Here is an 18,352-nt window from a genome sequence, read left to right as displayed (position 1 = left end):
GAGTTCCACCGCGCAGGAGGCGTCCGTTCCGGCTGACGTAGAGAGCGTCGAGGAAGACGAAGCCGAGGAAGATGACGCCGGCGAACAGACGAGCCAGGCCCGTTCGGATCAAGGATCTGGCGAACGGCGGCCTCGTCGCCGCGGACGCCGTGGCGGACGCCGCCGGCGCGGCGGACCCGAAGACGGTCTCGCCGGTTCGATCGCCGATGAGCTCGGGCCTATTCCAGCGCCGGAGGTAGCCAGCGCGGTCGCCGATTTCGACGGAGTGTCTTCGCAGCCGACGCCTTCGCCAGCCGAACACGAAACGCACGCCGCCGAGCAACCGGCGACGATCCAGCCGCCGCCATCTCCCGTAGCGGAAACCGAAGCGCAAGCGCAGGAAGCCGAGAAGGCTGCGCGGCGGCGCTCGACCGTGCGCGAAAAAGTGAGCTTTGGAGCCGGCTCGCAGGCTGAAACGACAGCGACCGATCACCATCAGCCGCAGCCTGCGGCAGCGCCCGCTGAAGTGCAATCTGAACCGGCCGGCGAAACAGCGACCGATGCCAGTCAGCCCCGCCGCGCGGGATGGTGGTCACGGCGCTTCGGCGGCGGCGAATAGACCTCGTATCCAGAAAATCGAATCTAAAAAAACCGCCCGGCGAAAACCGGGCGGTTTTTAATTATCCGGATCGACGCGCCGACAGGCCCAAGTCTAACTCGTCGTGACAGCGGTTTCGATATCGGTCGGATCGATCTGTCTGTTGAGATTAGCCTGCAGAAGATCCCGGTCGAGTTCGCCTTCCCACGCCGACACCACGACGCAGGCGACGCCATTGCCGCAAAGATTGGTCAGCGCGCGGCACTCGCTCATGAACTTGTCGATGCCGAGCACGATGGCCATGCCCGGCACGAGGCGCGGGTCGACCACCGCGAGCGTTGCGGCCAGCGTGATGAAGCCAGCTCCGGTGATGCCCGAGGCGCCTTTGGACGTCAGCATCGCGACCACGAGGATCGTGATCTGCTGGCCGAGGGTGAGATCGAAGCCGAGCGCCTGCGCAATAAACAACGTCGCCAGCGTCATGTAGATATTGGTGCCATCCAGATTGAAGGAATAGCCGGTCGGCACCACAAGCCCGACCACCGACTTCGAACAGCCGAGCCGTTCGAGTTTTTCCATCAGCGACGGCAGCGCGCTTTCCGAAGACGACGTGCCGAGCACGATCAGGAGTTCGTCCTTGATGTAGGCCAGGAATTTGAAGATCGAGAAGCCGAGCGTGCGGGCGATGATGCCGAGCACCACGATCACGAACAGCGCGGCGGTCACGTAGAATGTCGCGATCAGGCCGATGAGGTTGAGGATCGCGCCGGTGCCGAACCTGCCGATGGTATAGGCCATGGCGCCGAAGGCGCCGATCGGGGCTGCCCGCATGACGATCGCGATCACACCGAACACGCCCTGCGCCGCATCGTCGATGAAGGCGCGCAGCGTATGGCCACGCTCGCCGAGCGCCATCAGCGAGAAACCGAACAGGATCGAGAACAACAGAACCTGCAAGATTTCGCCGGACGCAAACGCGCCGACCACCGTGTCGGGAATGATGTGCAGGAAGAAGTCGACGCTCTTTTGAGACTCCGCCTGCTTGGCATAATTGGCGACGGCCTGGGCATTGGCCATGGTGCCGCCGAAGCCAGCGCCCGGGCGCACCAGGTTGCCGACCAGAAGCCCGATCATGAGCGCGAAGGTCGAAACGACCTCGAAATAAACCAGCGCCTTGACGCCGATGCGGCCGACCTTCTTGGCATCCTGGATATGCGCAATGCCAGATACCACCGTGCAGAAGATGATCGGCGCAATCACCATCTTGATCAGCTTGATGAATCCGTCACCGAGTGCCTTGATCCAGTCGCTGGTCGCAAAATGCTGAAAGTTCGCACCGACGAAGGCGCCAAGCACAATGGCGATGAGGACCTGGATATAAAGAACCTTGTACCAGGGCTTCCCTGCGCGGACCGGCGCTGGTGCGGTTACAGTCGTTGGCGCCATCAAACTCCCCCCATCAATCTTCTTGGCTCAAGTGAAATTCCATTGCACGAAAGGTGTCAATGGTGCCGGCCTATTTTAGCCGCGTCGCTTCAGCCAGCGGGCGATACGCTCCACGGCCTCGCGCATTTCCTGCGCCGATCGCGCATAGGAAAAGCGAATGAATTGGCGGCCGTGCACGGGATCGAAATCGACACCCGGAGTTGCCGCAACATGAGCCTTTTCCAGCATCAGGCCTGCGAATTCAAAACTGTCGGACGTGAAGTCAGAGACGTCGGCGTAGAGGTAGAAGGCCCCGTCCGCCGGCAGGAACTTGGTCAGGCCCGCGCGCGGCAAGCCTTCGATCAGGATACGCCGGTTCTCCAGATACCCACGCTTGATCTCTTCCATCTCGGCAAAGCCGTCGAACGCCGCTTCCGCTGCGATCTGCGACAACGTCGGCACCGAAATGGCGAGGTTTTGCTGGAGACGTTCGATCGGACGCACCAGCGGTTCGGGCACCAGCATCCAGCCGATGCGCCAGCCGGTCATGCAGAAATATTTGGAGAAGGAATTGATCACGAGCGCGTCGGTGGAAAGCTCGGCGGCGGTCACGGCCGGAAACGCGTAGTCCAGGCCGTGATAGATTTCATCCGAGATAAATCGGATGCCGGCGCCTTCGGCGGCTGAGATCAGGCTGCTCAGGGCAGCGCGGGACATCATAGTCCCCGTTGGATTGGCCGGACTCGCGACTAGCACGCCCTTGAGCGGCGCCTTACGATGCGCGGCGAGCAGCGCCTCGCCCGTCAGCGCATGCCGGGTTTCGCTCGACGTCTCGATCAGTACCGGCTCGCAGCCGAGCGCGGTGAGGATATGGCGGTAAGGCGGATAGCCGGGAATGGTCACCCCGACCCTGTCACCGGGTTCGAACATCGCCAGAAAGGCCAAAATAAAGGCAGCCGAGGAACCCGTGGTGACCACGATCCGCCCGGGATCGACGGCAAAACCGTAACTATCGCGGTAATGGCGCGCGATGCGCTCGCGCAGGCTCGGGGTTCCAAGCGCGGCGGTGTAGTCGATGCGCCCCGAATCCAGTGCGGCGCGGGCCGCCAATATCGCGGTTTTCGGCGCCGATGCGGCCGGCTGACCGACTTCCATGTGAATCACGTGACCACCGGCCGCCTCGATACGGGCAGCGGCTGCCATAACATCCATCACCATGAAGGGCGGAACGTCGCTGCGCCCGGACGCTGTGGTCAACAGGCCCTTGGCGCGGTCTCTCGGTGTCGCATCAAGCATCGATATCTGCTATTTTGAACAGTGGCCCCAGACTAGCCTTAATCGGCGGTTTGTAAGGGCATATCGCGGATCGGACCCGCCGCCAATCGATAAAGACCGTTTGATGCTGATCAGCTTCGCCTCGCTCCGGACAATGACGAAAATGACGGCGATCGCCACGGTGATCGCTCTTGTTGCTGGACCTCAGGTGGTCCTCGCCCAGGAAGCTAACCTGCCGATTCTGCGCGACACCGAGACCGAGCAGCTCCTGCGCGACTATGCGCGGCCGATTCTGCGCGCGGCGGGCCTCGAGAAGCAGAACGTGCAGGTCACGATCATCAATCAGTCCGTGTTCAACGCGTTTGTCGCCGACGGCCATCGCATTTTTATAAACCACGGCGCGTTGCTGCAATCGGAGACGCCAAACCAGATCATCGGGGTGCTGGCTCACGAAACCGGCCATTTGGCCGGCGGCCATCTCGCCCGGCTGCGCGAGCAATTGGCCCGGGCGCAGACGCAGATGATCATCGGGATGCTGCTCGGCGCCGGGGCGCTGGCGGCGGGCGCGCGAAGCGGGCTCTCTTCCGGCAGTACCGGTCTGGCCAATGCGGGCGCGGCCACGTTTACCGGCTCGCAGAGCATGATCATGCACTCCCTGCTTTCCTATCAGCGCGAACAGGAAGAAAGCGCCGACCGCGCCGGGGTGAAATTCCTGACGGCGACCGGTCAATCCGCCAAGGGCATGTACGAAACCTTCAAGCGCTTCTCCAACGACAGCCTGTTTTCGTCCCGCGGCGCCGATCCCTACTTCATGTCGCACCCGATGCCGGCCGAGCGTGTCGCCGCCCTCGAAGAGATCGCGCGCACCAGTCCTTACTGGAACAAGAAGGACGATCCGGCATTGCAACAGCGCCACGACATGATGCGCGCCAAGATCTCCGGCTTTCTGGAACGCCCCGAGACCGTCTATCGGCGTTATCCGCTTTCCAATACCAGCCTGCCCGCACGCTATGCCCACGCGATCGCGACCTATCTCCATGGCGATTTGAACAACGCGCTCCCGCAGATCGATTCGCTGATCCAGACCCAGCCCAACAACCCCTATTTCTACGAGCTGCGCGGCCAGGCGCTGCTCGAAGGCGGCAGGCCCGCGGAAGCCATCGCGCCGCTGCGCAAGGCCGTGGCTCTCTCCAATAACGCACCGCTCATCGAGATTTTACTTGGGCAGGCGCTCGTGGCGACTGAAAACAAGGCCTATACTGAAGAAGCTATCACCATCCTGCGCAACGCAATGGCGCGCGAAACCGAACAGCCGCTAGGATATACCCAGTTGGCCATGGCCTATGCCCGGAAGGGAGATCTCGCGGAGGCGGACCTCGCGTCGGCGCAGGCTGCGTTTTTGCGCGGCGACAACAAGACCGCGCGAGACCTTGCCTCCCGCGCCAAGACCCGTTTCGCCGTGGGCACACCCGGATGGGTCAGGGCCGACGACATCGTGTCGGCAAAGCTGCCGACGACAAAGAAAGACAACTCGCCCCGATTTCAGCTTCAAGTAGGGTCGTCGCCCCAGGACCGACCAGGTCGTCCGGGTCTGGTTCGAGATCCCGACCCCGGCCCAGACGCGAACCAGTAACGAACGCGATTCAACGAAACAGGTTCAAAAGGAATCCCCAATGTCCCCGCTCCGCCCCCTTCTTCCCGCCCTGTTCGCGCTGGCGATCGTCGCCGCGCCATCGGCTGCTTCTGCTCAAAGTTTCTCCCAAGGCCAACGCGGGGAGATCGAGACCATTATCAAGAGCTACCTTGTAACCCATCCTGAAGTGCTGGAAGAGGCGATGGCGGAGTTGAACAAGCGCCAGGCCGAGGCCGAAACCGAAAAGCACGAAGCAAGCGTCGCGCAGAATTCGACCACGATCTTCAACTCGCCCCGCAACGTTACGCTCGGCAACAAGAACGGTGACGTCACCTTTGTCGAGTTCTTCGATTACAATTGCGGCTACTGCAAACGCGCAATGGCCGACATGCTCGAGCTGATGAAGTCCGATCCGAAGCTCAAGGTCGTGCTGAAGGAGTTTCCGGTGTTGGGCGAAGGTTCGGTGGAGGCGGCCAGGGTCGCCGTCGCCGTGCGGATGCAGGATCCCGGCGGCAGCAAATATCTCGACTTCCACCAGAGACTGCTCGGCGGCCGTGGCCCGGCCGACAAGGCACGCGCTCTCGCTGCGGCCAAGGACGCAGGCCTTGACGTCGCCCGCATCGAAAAGGACATGACGAGCCCCGAGGTACGCGCCACCATCGAGGAGAACTTCAAGCTCGCCGAAGCGATGGGCATGAACGGCACGCCGAGCTACGTCATCGGCAAGCAGGTGGTCGTCGGCGCCATCGGCCTTGACGGTCTCAAGGAGAAGATCGGCGTTGCCCGCTGCGGCAAGGCGACCTGCTGATCTGCGCTCTCGAGACTCACTCCTTTCAAGCAAGGGCCGGCGCATTCGCCGGCCTTTTTCTTTGCGATTTTGTTCTGTGCGAATTTGCGGCGCGACGATTCGGCGCAGTGGTTCATCGCGTATTCATCAAACAAATCCGGTGGAACCGGCAAAGCCCTGGAACATCACCGATCTCCTTTCGTTGTCGGCGCGGGCATCGAAACATCGGAGGAGAGGTTAAATGACTAATCGTTGGATGATTACGGCGGCGACCGCGGCGTTGATCGCGGGAACCGGTCTTGCCAATGCGCAAGGCAACATGGGTCACGAAGGAGGAGCGGCCGGCGGCGCTGCCGTGCAGCAGAGCGCGCCGTCTTCACCGGGCGCGGGCGCGTCTGCTCACGAGGGCGCGGGCATGAAGGCGAGCCAGTCCGAGGAAAAGGGCGCGATCAAGAACCAGCGCGCGCAGCAGGAAGTGAAGCCCGGCGCAGCCATGGGTGCGAAACCGGCTGGCGAGAAATCGGCTGAGGAAACCAGCAAGGGCGACAAGTCCAAGAGCATGAGCTCGCAAAATGAAAAGGGAACGCCGTCGAAAGACATGAAGGCCGAGGAACACCAACGCAACGGCAACATGAAAGCTGAAGGCCAGGAGCGTAACGGCAACATGAAAGCCGAAGGCCAGGACCGTAACGGCAGCATGAAAGCCGAAAGCCGCGACGGCAAATCGACAACGTCGGCGGAAAGCCGTTCCCAGACCACAGGCCAGGCTGGCGCCGGGGCCAAGCTTTCGACCGAGCAGCGCACAAAGATCACGTCCGTTATCCGCAGTGAGCACGTGGCGCCTGTGACCAACGTCAACTTCCCGGTTTCGATCGGCACTCGCGTACCGCGCGAGATCGGCTTCCATCCGCTCCCGACCGAGATCGTGACGATCTATCCGGAATGGCGAGGATATGAATTCTTCCTCGTCCGCGACCAAATCGTGGTGGTGGATCCGCGGACCCTTGAGATCGTGGCCGTGCTTGAAGCGTGATCTCTTAGGTCTTGGCGAATCCGGGGCGGGCCCTTGCGGCCCGCCCTTTCGCTTTTTAGCGAGCACGCGCCGAATTCCGTCGGCTGGACCGGTGGACCGCTCTTTATGGTAAATGAATGGTTTCCACAGATTCCACGCGGGTTTTCGTCAAGAAGATGAGGGATTTGGGAGCCGCACGGCCCGGGCTTGAGGCTTCCCTCCCGGCCCTTAGTTACCTATAACCGCGCGACCGCCCCCCATCTTGACGGGATTTGGATGGCCAAACCGGTTTCCGAGACAATTTACGTGCTTAACGGTCCCAACCTGAATCTGTTGGGAACCCGCGAGCCTGAGACGTACGGCCACGCCACGCTCGCCGACGTCGAGAAACTGTGCGCCGACACCTCCGCGAAATTCGGTTTGAACGCCGATTGCCGGCAGTCAAACCGTGAAGGCGAGCTGATCGACTTCATCCACGAAGCCCATGCCAGGAAAGCGGCCGGGATCGTGATCAATGCCGGCGGTTATTCGCACAGCTCGATCGCACTTCACGACGCGCTGGTCGCCGTCAAGATCCCGACGGTCGAAGTGCACATCAGTAACATTCACGCCCGCGAGAGCTTTCGTCATCACTCTTTTACCGCCAAGGCCGCTTTCGCCACCCTTGCCGGTTTCGGGATTGACGGGTACCGCCTTGCTATCAGTGGCCTCGCGGCCAAGCTCGGCGTCAAGGCCAAGGCCTGACGCGCCTTTAAACCACGAGACAGAGAGTTCCGGATCAAGACATGGCGCGCCAGCCTGACGACAAAGCAGCCGCAAAATTCGCAACCAGCGACGGAGCGCTCATTCGTGAACTCGCCTTGCTGCTGGATGAAACCAGCCTCACCGAAATAGAGATCGAGCGCGCGGGCCTTCGCGTGCGCGTCGCGCGCAATGTGAGCATTGCCGCTTCGGTGCCCGCCGTGGCCCACGTTGCAGCGCCCCCTCCTGCGCTCGCAGCCGCCGCAGCGCCGGCCGCCACCGTCGATATGGCCAAGCACCCTGGCGCTGTGCCCTCGCCGATGGTCGGCACCGCCTATTGGGCTTCCGAGCCGGGCGCCAAGCCCTTTATCGAAGTCGGCACCAAGGTTTCGGTCGGGCAAACGCTGTTGATCATCGAAGCCATGAAAACGATGAACCAGATTCCCTCCCCGCGCGCCGGCACCGTCACGCAAATCCTCGTCGAGGATGGCCAGCCCGTGGAATTCGGCGAGCCACTGGTGATTATTGAGTAGCGAATGGTGAGTAGCGAACAGCGAATGGTTTTCTATTCGCTATTCACTATCCGCCACTCGCCCCGAAGGGCACGATGTTCGACAAGATCCTCATAGCCAATCGCGGCGAAATCGCACTGCGCATCCTGCGCGCGTGCAAGGAACTCGGCATTGCAACGGTCGCGGTACATTCCACCGCCGATGCCGACGCTATGCACGTGCGCCTCGCCGACGAAAGCGTCTGCATCGGCCCGCCACCGTCCAAGGACAGCTACCTCAATGTACCCGCGTTGCTCGCGGCCTGCGAAATCACCGGCGCCGACGCGGTGCATCCCGGCTACGGCTTTCTGTCGGAAAACGCCCGCTTTGCCGAAATTCTCGCCGACCATAACCTGCATTTCATCGGACCCAAGGCCGAGCACATCCGCCTGATGGGCGACAAGATCGAAGCCAAGAAGACCGCCAAACGCCTCGGCATTCCCGTGGTGCCCGGCTCCGACGGCGCGGTCGGCGCCAATGACGACGCGATGGCGATTGCCGAGGGGATCGGTTTTCCGGTGCTGGTGAAGGCGGCCTCCGGCGGCGGTGGCCGCGGCATGAAGGTCGCCCAAACCGCACAGGATCTGATGCTCGCGCTCTCGACGGCCGCCAACGAAGCCAAATCCGCCTTCGGCGATGCTTCCGTCTATCTCGAAAAATATTTACAGAAGCCGCGCCACATTGAAATCCAGGTGCTCGGCGACGGCCGTGGCGGCGCGATCCATCTCGGCGAGCGCGACTGCTCGCTGCAACGCCGGCATCAAAAGGTCTGGGAGGAAGGCCCCTCGCCCGCGCTCGACGCCGCCGCCCGCGCCAGGATCGGCGCGACCGTGGCGAAGGCGATGCAGGAGATGAAATATCTCGGCGTCGGCACCGTCGAATTTCTGTACGAGGACGGCGAGTTCTATTTTATCGAGATGAACACCCGCATTCAGGTCGAGCATCCCGTCACCGAAATGATCACCGGAATCGATCTGGTGCTGGAGCAGATCCGGATCGCGGCCGGCGGCGATTTGCCGGTAACGCAGGATCAGGTCGTCATCAACGGCCACGCCATCGAATGCCGGGTCAACGCCGAAAACCCTGTCACCTTCCGCCCCTCCCCCGGCAAGATCCTGCAATACCACCCGCCCGGCGGCCTCGGCGTGCGGATCGATTCAGCCGTGTACCAGGGGTACGTGATCCCGCCTTACTATGACTCGCTCGTCGGCAAGCTGATCGTGCACGGCAAGACCCGCGCCGAGTGTCTGATGCGGCTGCGACGCGCGCTCGACGAGATGGTCGTGGAAGGCATCGAAACCACACTACCGCTGTTCAGGGCGCTGGTGCGTGAGCCCGACATTATCGACGGCGACTACCATATTCATTGGCTGGAACACTATCTCGCCGGCAAATCGCCGGCGTGAATTTTTCCATTTTTAGGACACAGAAGGCGGAAAAAACGGTCTCACGCGGAACCAAATGTGGCGCTAGGCGTTATGGCCAGCTTGAGGGACATTTCCTGAGAGATTTTGATTTCAATCCGCAAGGCCATGGGAACGCCTGACGCCCGGCGCAGCCGCGCCCTTGGTCAAACCCTGCCACTCGCGGCCGGAGTTCTGGTCCTGGTCGCGATCAGCACGCTGTCGGTTGTCCTCGTCAATCGCGCCCGCGAAGACAATGCCTGGGTCGTGCACACGGTTGAGGTCGAAAATCAGATTTCAACGCTGCTCCTGCGCATTCGCACCACCGAAAGTGCGGCGCGCGGCTACCTGCTCACCGAAGAACAACGCTTTCTCGACGAATACCTGGCTGCGGGAGCCCATGTCCATTCCGACATCGATGAACTGGTCAAATTAGCCGGCGACAATTCCACCCAGATCAATAATTCCAATCGGATACGGGAGCCGGTTCAGGCGCGGCTCGATGTATTTGAAAAAGCCATCGGCTTCGCCAACCGGCACGACACCGCCGGCGGCATCGAGATGCTGCGCACCTCCGATTCCGGCCAGGCGGTCGAGCGCATCGACGACATTGCCAATCAGATGCGGCAGGAAGAAGGGCGTCTGTTCGCGCTACGCACCCAAACCGCTGATAGAACGGAGCAGCTTGCCTCCATCGTGACGGTCGCAGGCTCCGGTCTCGTGATATTGCTGGCCGGCATTTCCATTTTTCTGGTGCTGCGCTCTACCCGCGCGCGCGATTACGCCGAGGCCCAGTTGCGCGACAACAACCTCAACCTCGAGGCTACCGTCGACGAGCGCACCTCCGATCTTCGTGAGGCCAACAACGAAATTCAACGCTTCGCCTATATCGTCAGCCACGACCTTCGCTCGCCTTTGGTCAACATCATGGGATTTACCAGCGAGCTCGAGGAATTGCGCTCCGATATCTTCAAGCGGATTGCCTCGCTACGCCTTGCCGCGATCTCCGCGCCCCCTCCGACGCTCGACGACGGCGACGCCGAAGGTGCCCTTGAAACCGAAGACAAGCAATTGCTCGAGAGCTTTTCCGAAGCCCTCGAATTCATCAAGTCATCGATTGCGAAAATGGATCGGCTGATTTCAGCCATCCTCAATCTCACCCGTGAGGGACGACGCGAATTCGATCCGGTCACGATCGATATGCGGGAACTGATCGAAGCGATCGTGACGACGGTAGCGCATCAGGCATCCGAAGCACAGGCGCAAATCCGTATCGAACCGCTGCCTGAAATTACCAGCGACCGTCTCGCGGCAGAGCAGATTTTTTCAAACCTGATCGACAATGCGCTGAAGTACCTCAGGCCCGGTGTTCCCGGCGATATTTCCGTGCGCGGCCGTACCAAGCTCGGCTATGCGATCTTCGAGGTCGCCGACAATGGCAGGGGTATCGCCCCGAAGGACCATCAACGAATTTTCGATCTGTTCCGGCGGGCCGGGCTGCAGGACAAACCCGGGCAAGGAATTGGCCTTGCCCATGTCCGCGCCCTGGTGCGCCGGCTCGGTGGAACCATGTCGGTCGCATCGGAGCTTGATAAGGGAAGCACCTTCACGGTAACCCTTCCCATCCAGTGGGATGTCAACCGTCGGAACAGGGATTCATGAGCACACCGGTCACCATCATCATGATCGAGGACGACGAGGGGCACGCCCGTCTGATCGAGCGCAATATCCGGCGCTCCGGCGTCAATAACGAAATTGTGCCGTTCACGAGCGGCACGGCTGCCGTACGCTACCTGTTCGGCAGCGATGGCGCTGGCCTCGATCACAAGGGAGAAGCGCTGCTGATCCTGCTCGACCTCAACCTGCCCGACATGGGCGGGATCGAAATCCTGCAACGGGTCAAGGAAAACAAGCATCTCAAATCGACGCCGGTGGTGGTGCTGACAACGACCGACGACTCCCAGGAGATCAGGCGTTGCTATGAGCTCGGCTGCAACGTCTACATCACCAAGCCCGTCAATTATGAAAGTTTCGCCAACGCCATTCGCCAGCTCGGATTGTTCTTTTCGGTCATTCAGGTACCCCCCGCCGCCACATGAACGCTGAAACTCCAACCCTCCTCTATATCGACGATGACAAGGCGCTGGCGCGGCTGGTCGACCGTGGCGTGACGCGGCTTGGGTTGAAGGTCGTCCATGCCGGTAGCGGCGCAGAGGGGCTGGATCGCCTGGCGCAGGGCGGCATCGACGTCATCGCGCTCGACCAGTACATGCCGGGCCTCGACGGGTTGGAAACGCTGGAACGGATCCTGGCGATCCCCAACGCGCCACCGGTGGTGTTTGTCACCGCCGCGCAGGATTCCAAGATCGCGGTAACTGCGCTGAAGGCCGGCGCGGCCGACTACCTGGTCAAAGACCTTCAGGGCGACTTTATTCCCCTGCTCCAGGTCGCAGTCGAAGGCGCGCTGAGGCAAGCGCGCCTGCAAAAAGCCCGCGACGACGCCGAGGCCGAAGTACATGCCTCACGCGACCGTTTTGCTGCGCTCGCCGCCGAACGCGAGGTGCTGTTGCGCGAGGTCAATCATCGCGTCGGCAACAGCTTGCAGATCATCGCCTCGCTGTTGCACCTGCAAGCCAGTTCGGCTGCGGAGGAAGACGTCAAGGCCGCGCTCACCAATGCCATGGGGCGGGTCGCCGCCGTGGCCCAGGTCCATCGCCGCCTCTATACGTCGCATGACCTGAAAAGCGTGCTGCTGAACCAGTATCTCGACGCCTTGCTCGAGGATCTCAGGCGATCGACCGAAGGCAACCGGATGTCGCGGCTGACGTTAAAGGCGGAGCCGATCGAAATCGATCCCGATCGGGCCGTCGCGATCGGAATCATCGTCAACGAACTGGTGATGAATGCGGTGAAATACGCCTATCCCGACGGCGCCGGTCCCATCCATATCGATCTGGCGACGCGCGACGCCGAACTTGTGCTGTCGATCGCGGACAATGGCGTCGGTCTCAACGCCAAGACCGATCCGCGCTCGACCGGAATGGGGCAGCGCATCGTCGCCGCGATGGCAACCAAGCTTGCGGCGACAGTCGAGCGCGATCCGGGCCATCACGGCACAAGGATCGTGTTGTGCTTTCCCCGTGCCGGCAATATCCCGGCCAAGACCGGCCTCAAGGCGGCGAGCTAGGTTTGCGAGGCGATCCTCCGGCCTGCTATCCTATTGTCCCATGACGTCGCGCGACTCCGCTTCCGAAATCACGCCCGAGGTGCTGCTGCGCGCTTATGCCTGCGGCATTTTCCCGATGGCCGAAAGCGCCGACGACCCGAGCCTGTTCTGGGTCGAGCCGGAGATGCGCGGCGTGATCCCGCTGGAAGGGTTTCGTATTGCTTCCCGCCTCGGGCGCACCGTGCGCTCCGATGCCTTTACGGTTACTGCCGACAAGGCCTTCAAGGCCGTTATTGCCGGCTGTGCCGCGCCGCAAGCAGGCCGCGACGACACCTGGATCAACCGGCGGATACGCGACCTCTATGTGGGGCTACATGACTTGGGCCACGCACACAGCGTCGAGGTCTGGCAGGACGACGAGCTGGTCGGCGGTCTTTACGGCGTCAACCTTGGCCGGGCATTCTTCGGCGAAAGCATGTTTCATCGCGCGCGTGACGCCTCGAAAGTGGCGCTCGTGCATCTGGTCGCCCGCCTGATCGCCGGCGGCTTCGAATTGCTCGACACGCAATATGTGACCGAGCATCTGCGCAGCTTCGGGGCGATCGAAATTCCGCGACGCCGCTACACCGTGCTGCTCGATCAGGCGCTCAAGGGAAATGCGGATTTTGACAAGCTGCCGCCCGATCAACCCCTCACCGGCGCGCGTGCGCTCGAAATTATCGCCGCGCGCGGCTGACCGCGGCTCACTTTATTGCCGGAAAATCCCGAACAGGCCGCCCGATTGCGGCGGGGGTTGCGGCGGAGGCTGCTGTTGCTGGAACTGTGGTTGCGGTGGCGGCGGCGGTCGCGGGGCCTGTTGCGCCTGCCTCGGCGCCGGCTTTCTGGGCGCGGGCGGCGGTGCAGGCTTCGGCGTGTCGGACTGTACGCTGACGACCGTCGTGTCCGGCGCTTTGCAGTCGGTCAGCCAGATATCGTAGATCGGGTGCTCGACGCCGTGCAGGCCGGGGCTTGCGGCAAACATCCAGCCTGAGAAAATTCGCTTCACCTCGCCCTGTAACGTGATCTCGTCGACCTCGACAAAGGCATCGGTGTTCGCCGCTTCGGTCGCGGGACGGGTGTAGCAGGCGTCGGTCTTCACGCGCAGCGCGCCGAACTGAACGGTCTCGCCGATGTCTTCGTCGAAATTGATGATGCGGCCAGTGATCTTGTCCAGGCCCGAAAAGCTCGCCTTCTTGTTAACGATCTTCTGCGCGGGCGGCTCGGTCACCACCTCGTCACCGGGCTGCAATGGAGCAGCCGGCTGCGGCACGCCCCTTAGTTGCGGACGCTGTCCCGGCGGAACGTTGACGCCGGGCGGCGCGGCAGCGACACCTTGATTGGGTTGCGGAGGCGCCACTGCAATACCGGGTGGCTGATTTTGCGGAATGATCGTCGTGCCCGGCGGCGGAGCGAGTGGCTGCGACGTCACCGCTCCCGGCGGCGGCACCCCCTGTCCCGGCAACGCACGGTTTGGTGTCGGCAGCAGGCGGCCGCGCGGCAATTCCGGTACTTCTTCCTCGTCTTCGGGAACGGCTTGCTGCTGGCCACGGGGGACGCTGCCCGGAGGCCGCGGCTGATCGGAAAAGATATTGCCGATCTGCGCGTGCACCGGCGGCGCAAGCGAGATGGTGGCAAGGGCCACAAGGGCCGCAAAACCGTTCAGCAAAAGGGTTCGGATCATCTCGCGGATATTACAAGCGAATCGGGCGCGCGACACGGAAAACCTACCGCCGCGCGCAGGCTTTCCGGTTAACACGCCGAATACGGCGGGGAAAGGGCGGCCTTAAGCCGCGTCGGAAGGCTGGTCAGGCGATGCGACCGATGAAATAGTTCACCTGATCAAGTCCGCTCCGCAAGGTTCCAACCTCATGCCTGTCACCCTCGATCCCGATGCGGCCTTTGTCTACAAGGCTTTCCAGGATGCTGGCCGCCCGGCCTACGAGACGCTTTCGCCCGCAGAAGCGCGCGAATATTACCGGCAGGCCCGTTTTGTCACCAATCCCGAGCCGCCCCTGCTGAAATCGGTCGAACCGTTGGCGATCGAGACCACTGATGGCAGCATCCCGGCGCGCCTCTATACACCGAGGACGCTGCGGCAATCGAACGGCCTCGCGCCTTGCCTGGTTTTCTTTCACGGCGGCGGCTGGGTGATCGGCGATCTCGACACCCACGATGTCGCCTGCCGAAAACTCGCCGATGAGGGACATCTCCTCGTCATCTCGGTCGATTATCGGCGTGCCCCCGAACACAAGTTCCCGGCCGCTGTCGATGACGCTATCGCCGCAACCGCATGGATTGCCGATCACGCCAAGGAACTCGGCATCGATACCGCGCGCCTCTTCGTCGGTGGCGACAGCGCCGGCGGCAATCTTGCCGCGGTCGTCTCGATCGCGGCACGCGACGGCAACGGGCCTTCGATTTCGGGACAAGTGCTGGTCTATCCCGCGACCGATTTTGCGATGACGCATCCATCGCACCGCGAACCGGAGACCAGCATCCTGCTCACGCACACCGTGATCCGGTGGTTTCGCGATCACTATCTCAACAGCGCCGCCGACGCCGAAAATTGGCGCGCTTCCCCGGTGCGCGCCGAAACGCTGACGGGCTTGCCCCCGGCCTTCGTCTTGACCGCGGGCGCCGACCCCTTGCGCGACGAAGGTGAAGAATATGCAAGGCGGCTGGAAAAGGCCGGCGTGTCCGTGACGTACCGAACCTTTCCCGGCCAGTTCCACGGCTTCTTCACGATGGGCAAGCTTCTCGACCAGGCCAATGTCGCCGCGCGGGATATCGGCGCATGGCTCCGCGCGTTGAATTGAAGCGGGAGAGCGTTTTTCGAGCGAGGTGGGAACCGGCTCCCGTAAAGAAAACGCGTCAAAACCTGATAACACCTAGTGCGTGATCTGCCGCTCGCCCGGCTTGCAGGCGCCGAGCCGGCGCGAAACCGTCACGATATCGCTATCCGGAATAGGGACAGTCTTTCCATTGGGAATCTGGATAACCCCGCCCTTTGTTTGCACCTTGCTGGTGAAAGCATCGGGACCGGTTAGCGTGATCGTCCCGTTCGAGGTCAATGTACTTCCGTCGATGTTACATTCCATTGAATAGGAGCTGACGTCGCCGACGGTCTTGATGCCGTCGACCTTGCAACTGGCGCCGGGACCCTTCGACATCGATCGCGTCAGGAGATTCTCATCGAACGTCTCGTCAACGGGAAAACAGACGATCTGCGGCGGCCTGTCGCCGACGGTAATCTCCCACTCGCCCGCGTGCCTGACGGGCGCGGCGGAGGCGGTTGTTATGGAGATGGCGAACACGGCGGCAACCAATGCGATAGGTTTCAGCATGATGGTTTTCTTCCCCTGCCAAGGCGTCAAGCTCTGAAGATCGTTTTAAACCGGCAACAGATGAAATCGGCGTTCAGCTTCGACGATCAATTCGTCCGAGTATACGGACCACGACGCAGGCCCGCCATGCCAAACTGATGACGAATCATCTAGAGCCTTAGGGCATCGCCTCGATCCCCAGAGCGCCAATGAACCGCAGAGAACGCCGGGCCCGGAAATCGAACACGGAAGCTTCCGCGCTCACGCCCGCCGCGCAATGCGACGCCGGCCATCGTCATCTGCGGGCGGGACAAGCTCTCGAAGCCCAGCTTTGTTGCCAGAAATTGCTGGCGGCCGACCCCAATCACGCCGGCGCGCTGCACCTGATGGGCATGATTGCCTTTCAGAACAAGCAATACGATCACGCGCTGGAATGGATGGCCCGCGCCATCGCGCAAGGGCCCAAGCCGGATTATCTTGCAAGTCTTGGGGCCATCCTGTTGCGGCAGGGGCGGCAGGAGGAGGCGCTGAAAGCCTTCGACAAGGCCGTCCAGCTCAACCCTGACGATGCCGCGCTCTGGAAGCAGCTGGGCGACGCGCTCCTCCAACTACAGCGCCACGACCACGCGCTGCTGAGCTTCCAGCATGTGCTCAAGCTCGACCCCCGTCACCAGGACGCAGCCTACAAATGCGGCGTGCTGCACCAGGACGCCGGTCGGTTCGAAGAGGCTCTGACACATCTCGATATCTGCGACGAGCTGTTGCCCAACCACGCCCCAACCTTGCAAGCCCGCGCCCGCGCGCTGCTGAGCTTGAAGAGATTCGACGACGCCCTTGCCGACAATTTACGCGCCGAGGCGCTCGCGCCCGGCAATGCCGATACCCTGAACAATATCGGCGCCTGCCTGCAATCGCTCGGCCGCGAGGAAGAGGCGCTGGTCTGGTTCGATTCCGCGCTGGAGCGCCTGCCGGACTCCATCGAAATCCTCAACAACAAGGCCAACATCCTTCAGCAGTTGCAGCGGTTCGACGAGGCGCTCGCGCTCTACGATGACATCCGCGCCCGGCGTCTCAACAATGCGACGACCGACTGGAATTTGGCGCTGTTGCGAATGCTGCTGGGGGATTTTGAGGCCGGCTGGACCGGGCGCGAGGCGCGCTGGACCATACCCGGCCCCTCGCCCTATCCGAAGTTCAACCAGCCGATGTGGCTTGGCAAAGAGTCCATCGAGGGCAAAACCATTCTCATCCATGTCGATGAGGGATTGGGCGACACGATTCAATTCGTGCGTTACGTACCGATGGTCGCCGCGCGCGGGGCGCGCGTCATTCTGGTCGTCGAACGTCCGCTCGCCTCCCTGCTGTCGGGATTTCCCGGCGTCAGCCAGTGCCTCGCTTTCTCCGATACCCTGCCCGCCTTTGACATGCACTGCCCGTTCGGCAGCCTGCCGCTGGCCTTCAACACGCACCTCAATACCATTCCCGCAGAGACCGCCTATCTGCCCTCTCCGCAGCAGAACCGCGTTCAACAATGGAATGCGCGCCTTGGAGCTCACGACCGCCTGAGGGTCGGACTGGTCTGGTCAGGCAGCCGCACCCACCGCAACGATCACAACCGCTCGACGTCCTTGCAGGCTCTGTCGCGCATTCTCGACATCGATGCGGCCTTTGTCAGCCTTCAGAAAGATATCCGCGAGAGCGATCGGGCTGAACTCGCCAACAGCAACATCATCGACTTCACCGCCGAACTCTCCGATTTCGAAGACACGGCGGCGCTGGTGAAATGCCTTGATCTCGTGATTTCAGTCGACACCAGCGCAGCGCATCTCGCCAGCGCGCTCGGGTGTCCCACCTGGATCCTGTTGCCTTGGACGCCGGACTATCGCTGGTTGCTCGGCCGCGACGACAGCCCGTGGTATCCGACCGCGCGCCTGTTCCGCCAGGATGAAACGCGCAATTACGCACCCGTGCTCGATCGGGTGCGGGTCGAGCTGCTCAAGTTGGCAGCGGCGAAAGCGTCTTTATAGAAGCTCGTCGCTTACGCCCAGGCGAGGCCGCCGATGGCGATGCCTTCGTGATCGTCATTCCCTCGGAGGGGGTGGCATTTGTCTATTAAGACCAGTAGATTGTGAGGAAAGGTTGATTTCGAATTCCAAGACTTGCGATTCCAAGATTTGGGATTCCAAGTCGGAACCGTCAAGCAGATCGCGGCACATGATTGAGATGAACGAACGAGCCAAACTCTCGCTGCCCGGCGGCCAGGCGCGCGTGCTGCTGCACTCCTGTTGCGCGCCTTGTTCCGGCGAAGTGATGGAAGCGATGCTTGCTTCCGGCATCGATTACACGATCTTCTTTTACAATCCGAACATCCACCCGCAAAAAGAATATCTGCTGCGCAAGGACGAGAATGTCCGCTTCGC

General features: G+C 61.9%; 17 protein-coding genes and 1 pseudogene. 14 read left to right on the top strand and 4 right to left on the bottom strand.

Going from position 1 to position 18,352, the window contains the following annotated elements; genetic code table 11:
- Window positions 1-598 (top strand): annotated as a pseudogene (locus tag WB528_RS22015) (ribonuclease E/G); the annotation flags it as partial.
- A gap of 93 nt (window positions 599-691) precedes the next feature.
- Here the strand turns inward: WB528_RS22015 and WB528_RS22010 are convergent.
- Window positions 692-2,023, bottom strand: a complete 1,332-nt coding sequence (locus WB528_RS22010) for a dicarboxylate/amino acid:cation symporter (RefSeq protein ID WP_423890649.1) — start codon at window positions 2,021-2,023, stop codon at window positions 692-694.
- A 75-nt stretch (window positions 2,024-2,098) separates the two neighbouring features.
- Window positions 2,099-3,298, bottom strand: coding sequence for a pyridoxal phosphate-dependent aminotransferase (locus tag WB528_RS22005; protein ID WP_423890647.1), 1,200 nt, complete (start codon window positions 3,296-3,298; stop codon window positions 2,099-2,101).
- A gap of 133 nt (window positions 3,299-3,431) precedes the next feature.
- Between WB528_RS22005 and WB528_RS22000 the strand changes: the two genes are divergently transcribed.
- The 10 genes from WB528_RS22000 (at window position 3,432) to aat (ending at window position 13,306) form a co-directional block, all read left to right on the top strand.
- Window positions 3,432-4,910, top strand: coding sequence for a M48 family metalloprotease (locus WB528_RS22000; protein ID WP_423890651.1), 1,479 nt, complete (start codon window positions 3,432-3,434; stop codon window positions 4,908-4,910).
- Window positions 4,911-4,950: 40 nt separating this feature from the next.
- Window positions 4,951-5,718, top strand: a complete 768-nt coding sequence (locus WB528_RS21995; protein WP_423890645.1) for a DsbA family protein — start codon at window positions 4,951-4,953, stop codon at window positions 5,716-5,718.
- A 220-nt stretch (window positions 5,719-5,938) separates the two neighbouring features.
- Window positions 5,939-6,730 carry a DUF1236 domain-containing protein gene (locus WB528_RS21990; protein WP_423890643.1) on the top strand — a complete coding sequence of 264 codons (792 nt, stop codon included), beginning with the start codon at window positions 5,939-5,941 and terminating at the stop codon, window positions 6,728-6,730.
- 255 nt (window positions 6,731-6,985) lie between these two features.
- A complete protein-coding gene (gene aroQ / locus WB528_RS21985; RefSeq protein WP_423890641.1) occupies window positions 6,986-7,453 on the top strand; it encodes a type II 3-dehydroquinate dehydratase in 468 nt (155 codons plus the stop codon).
- 41 nt (window positions 7,454-7,494) lie between these two features.
- The gene (gene accB / locus WB528_RS21980; protein WP_423890639.1) at window positions 7,495-7,983 is read left to right on the top strand and encodes an acetyl-CoA carboxylase biotin carboxyl carrier protein; all 489 of its coding nucleotides are present in this window, start codon (window positions 7,495-7,497) and stop codon (window positions 7,981-7,983) included.
- 74 nt (window positions 7,984-8,057) lie between these two features.
- Window positions 8,058-9,407, top strand: a complete 1,350-nt coding sequence (gene accC, locus WB528_RS21975; protein WP_423890637.1) for an acetyl-CoA carboxylase biotin carboxylase subunit — start codon at window positions 8,058-8,060, stop codon at window positions 9,405-9,407.
- A 126-nt stretch (window positions 9,408-9,533) separates the two neighbouring features.
- A complete protein-coding gene (locus WB528_RS21970) occupies window positions 9,534-11,066 on the top strand; it encodes a sensor histidine kinase (protein ID WP_423890650.1) in 1,533 nt (510 codons plus the stop codon).
- Entirely contained in the window at window positions 11,063-11,503 is a 441-nt protein-coding gene (locus WB528_RS21965; RefSeq protein WP_423890635.1) for a response regulator, read from the top strand. The genes WB528_RS21970 and WB528_RS21965 overlap by 4 nt, the downstream gene beginning before the upstream one ends.
- Window positions 11,500-12,591, top strand: a complete 1,092-nt coding sequence (locus WB528_RS21960) for a sensor histidine kinase (protein WP_423890634.1) — start codon at window positions 11,500-11,502, stop codon at window positions 12,589-12,591. Before WB528_RS21965 ends, WB528_RS21960 begins: the two co-directional genes overlap by 4 nt.
- Before the next feature lie 40 nt (window positions 12,592-12,631).
- The gene (gene aat, locus WB528_RS21955) at window positions 12,632-13,306 is read left to right on the top strand and encodes a leucyl/phenylalanyl-tRNA--protein transferase (RefSeq protein ID WP_423890632.1); all 675 of its coding nucleotides are present in this window, start codon (window positions 12,632-12,634) and stop codon (window positions 13,304-13,306) included.
- A gap of 12 nt (window positions 13,307-13,318) precedes the next feature.
- Here aat and WB528_RS21950 read toward each other — a convergent pair whose 3' ends face one another.
- Entirely contained in the window at window positions 13,319-14,290 is a 972-nt protein-coding gene (locus WB528_RS21950; protein WP_423890630.1) for a DUF2155 domain-containing protein, read from the bottom strand.
- A 187-nt stretch (window positions 14,291-14,477) separates the two neighbouring features.
- Between WB528_RS21950 and WB528_RS21945 the strand changes: the two genes are divergently transcribed.
- Window positions 14,478-15,425: an alpha/beta hydrolase gene (locus tag WB528_RS21945; RefSeq protein ID WP_423890628.1), complete on the top strand. Its 948-nt coding sequence runs from the start codon at window positions 14,478-14,480 to the stop codon at window positions 15,423-15,425.
- A gap of 72 nt (window positions 15,426-15,497) precedes the next feature.
- On the opposite strand, the gene WB528_RS21940 is transcribed toward WB528_RS21945, so the two are convergent.
- Entirely contained in the window at window positions 15,498-15,953 is a 456-nt protein-coding gene (locus WB528_RS21940) for a DUF3617 domain-containing protein (protein WP_423890627.1), read from the bottom strand.
- 188 nt (window positions 15,954-16,141) lie between these two features.
- Here WB528_RS21940 and WB528_RS21935 point away from each other — a divergent pair, with 188 nt between their 5' ends.
- Together WB528_RS21935 and WB528_RS21930 are read left to right on the top strand one after the other, a co-directional pair.
- Window positions 16,142-17,959, top strand: coding sequence for a tetratricopeptide repeat protein (locus WB528_RS21935; protein WP_423890625.1), 1,818 nt, complete (start codon window positions 16,142-16,144; stop codon window positions 17,957-17,959).
- Window positions 17,960-18,146: 187 nt separating this feature from the next.
- A partial coding sequence (locus WB528_RS21930; RefSeq protein ID WP_423890624.1) for an epoxyqueuosine reductase QueH occupies window positions 18,147-18,352 on the top strand: 206 nt, incomplete at its 3' end.

Origin of the sequence: Bradyrhizobium sp., assembly GCF_049586575.1 — a bacterium.
Lineage (GTDB): Bacteria > Pseudomonadota > Alphaproteobacteria > Rhizobiales > Xanthobacteraceae > Bradyrhizobium.
This window is presented reverse-complemented; position numbering and strand designations above follow the sequence as displayed.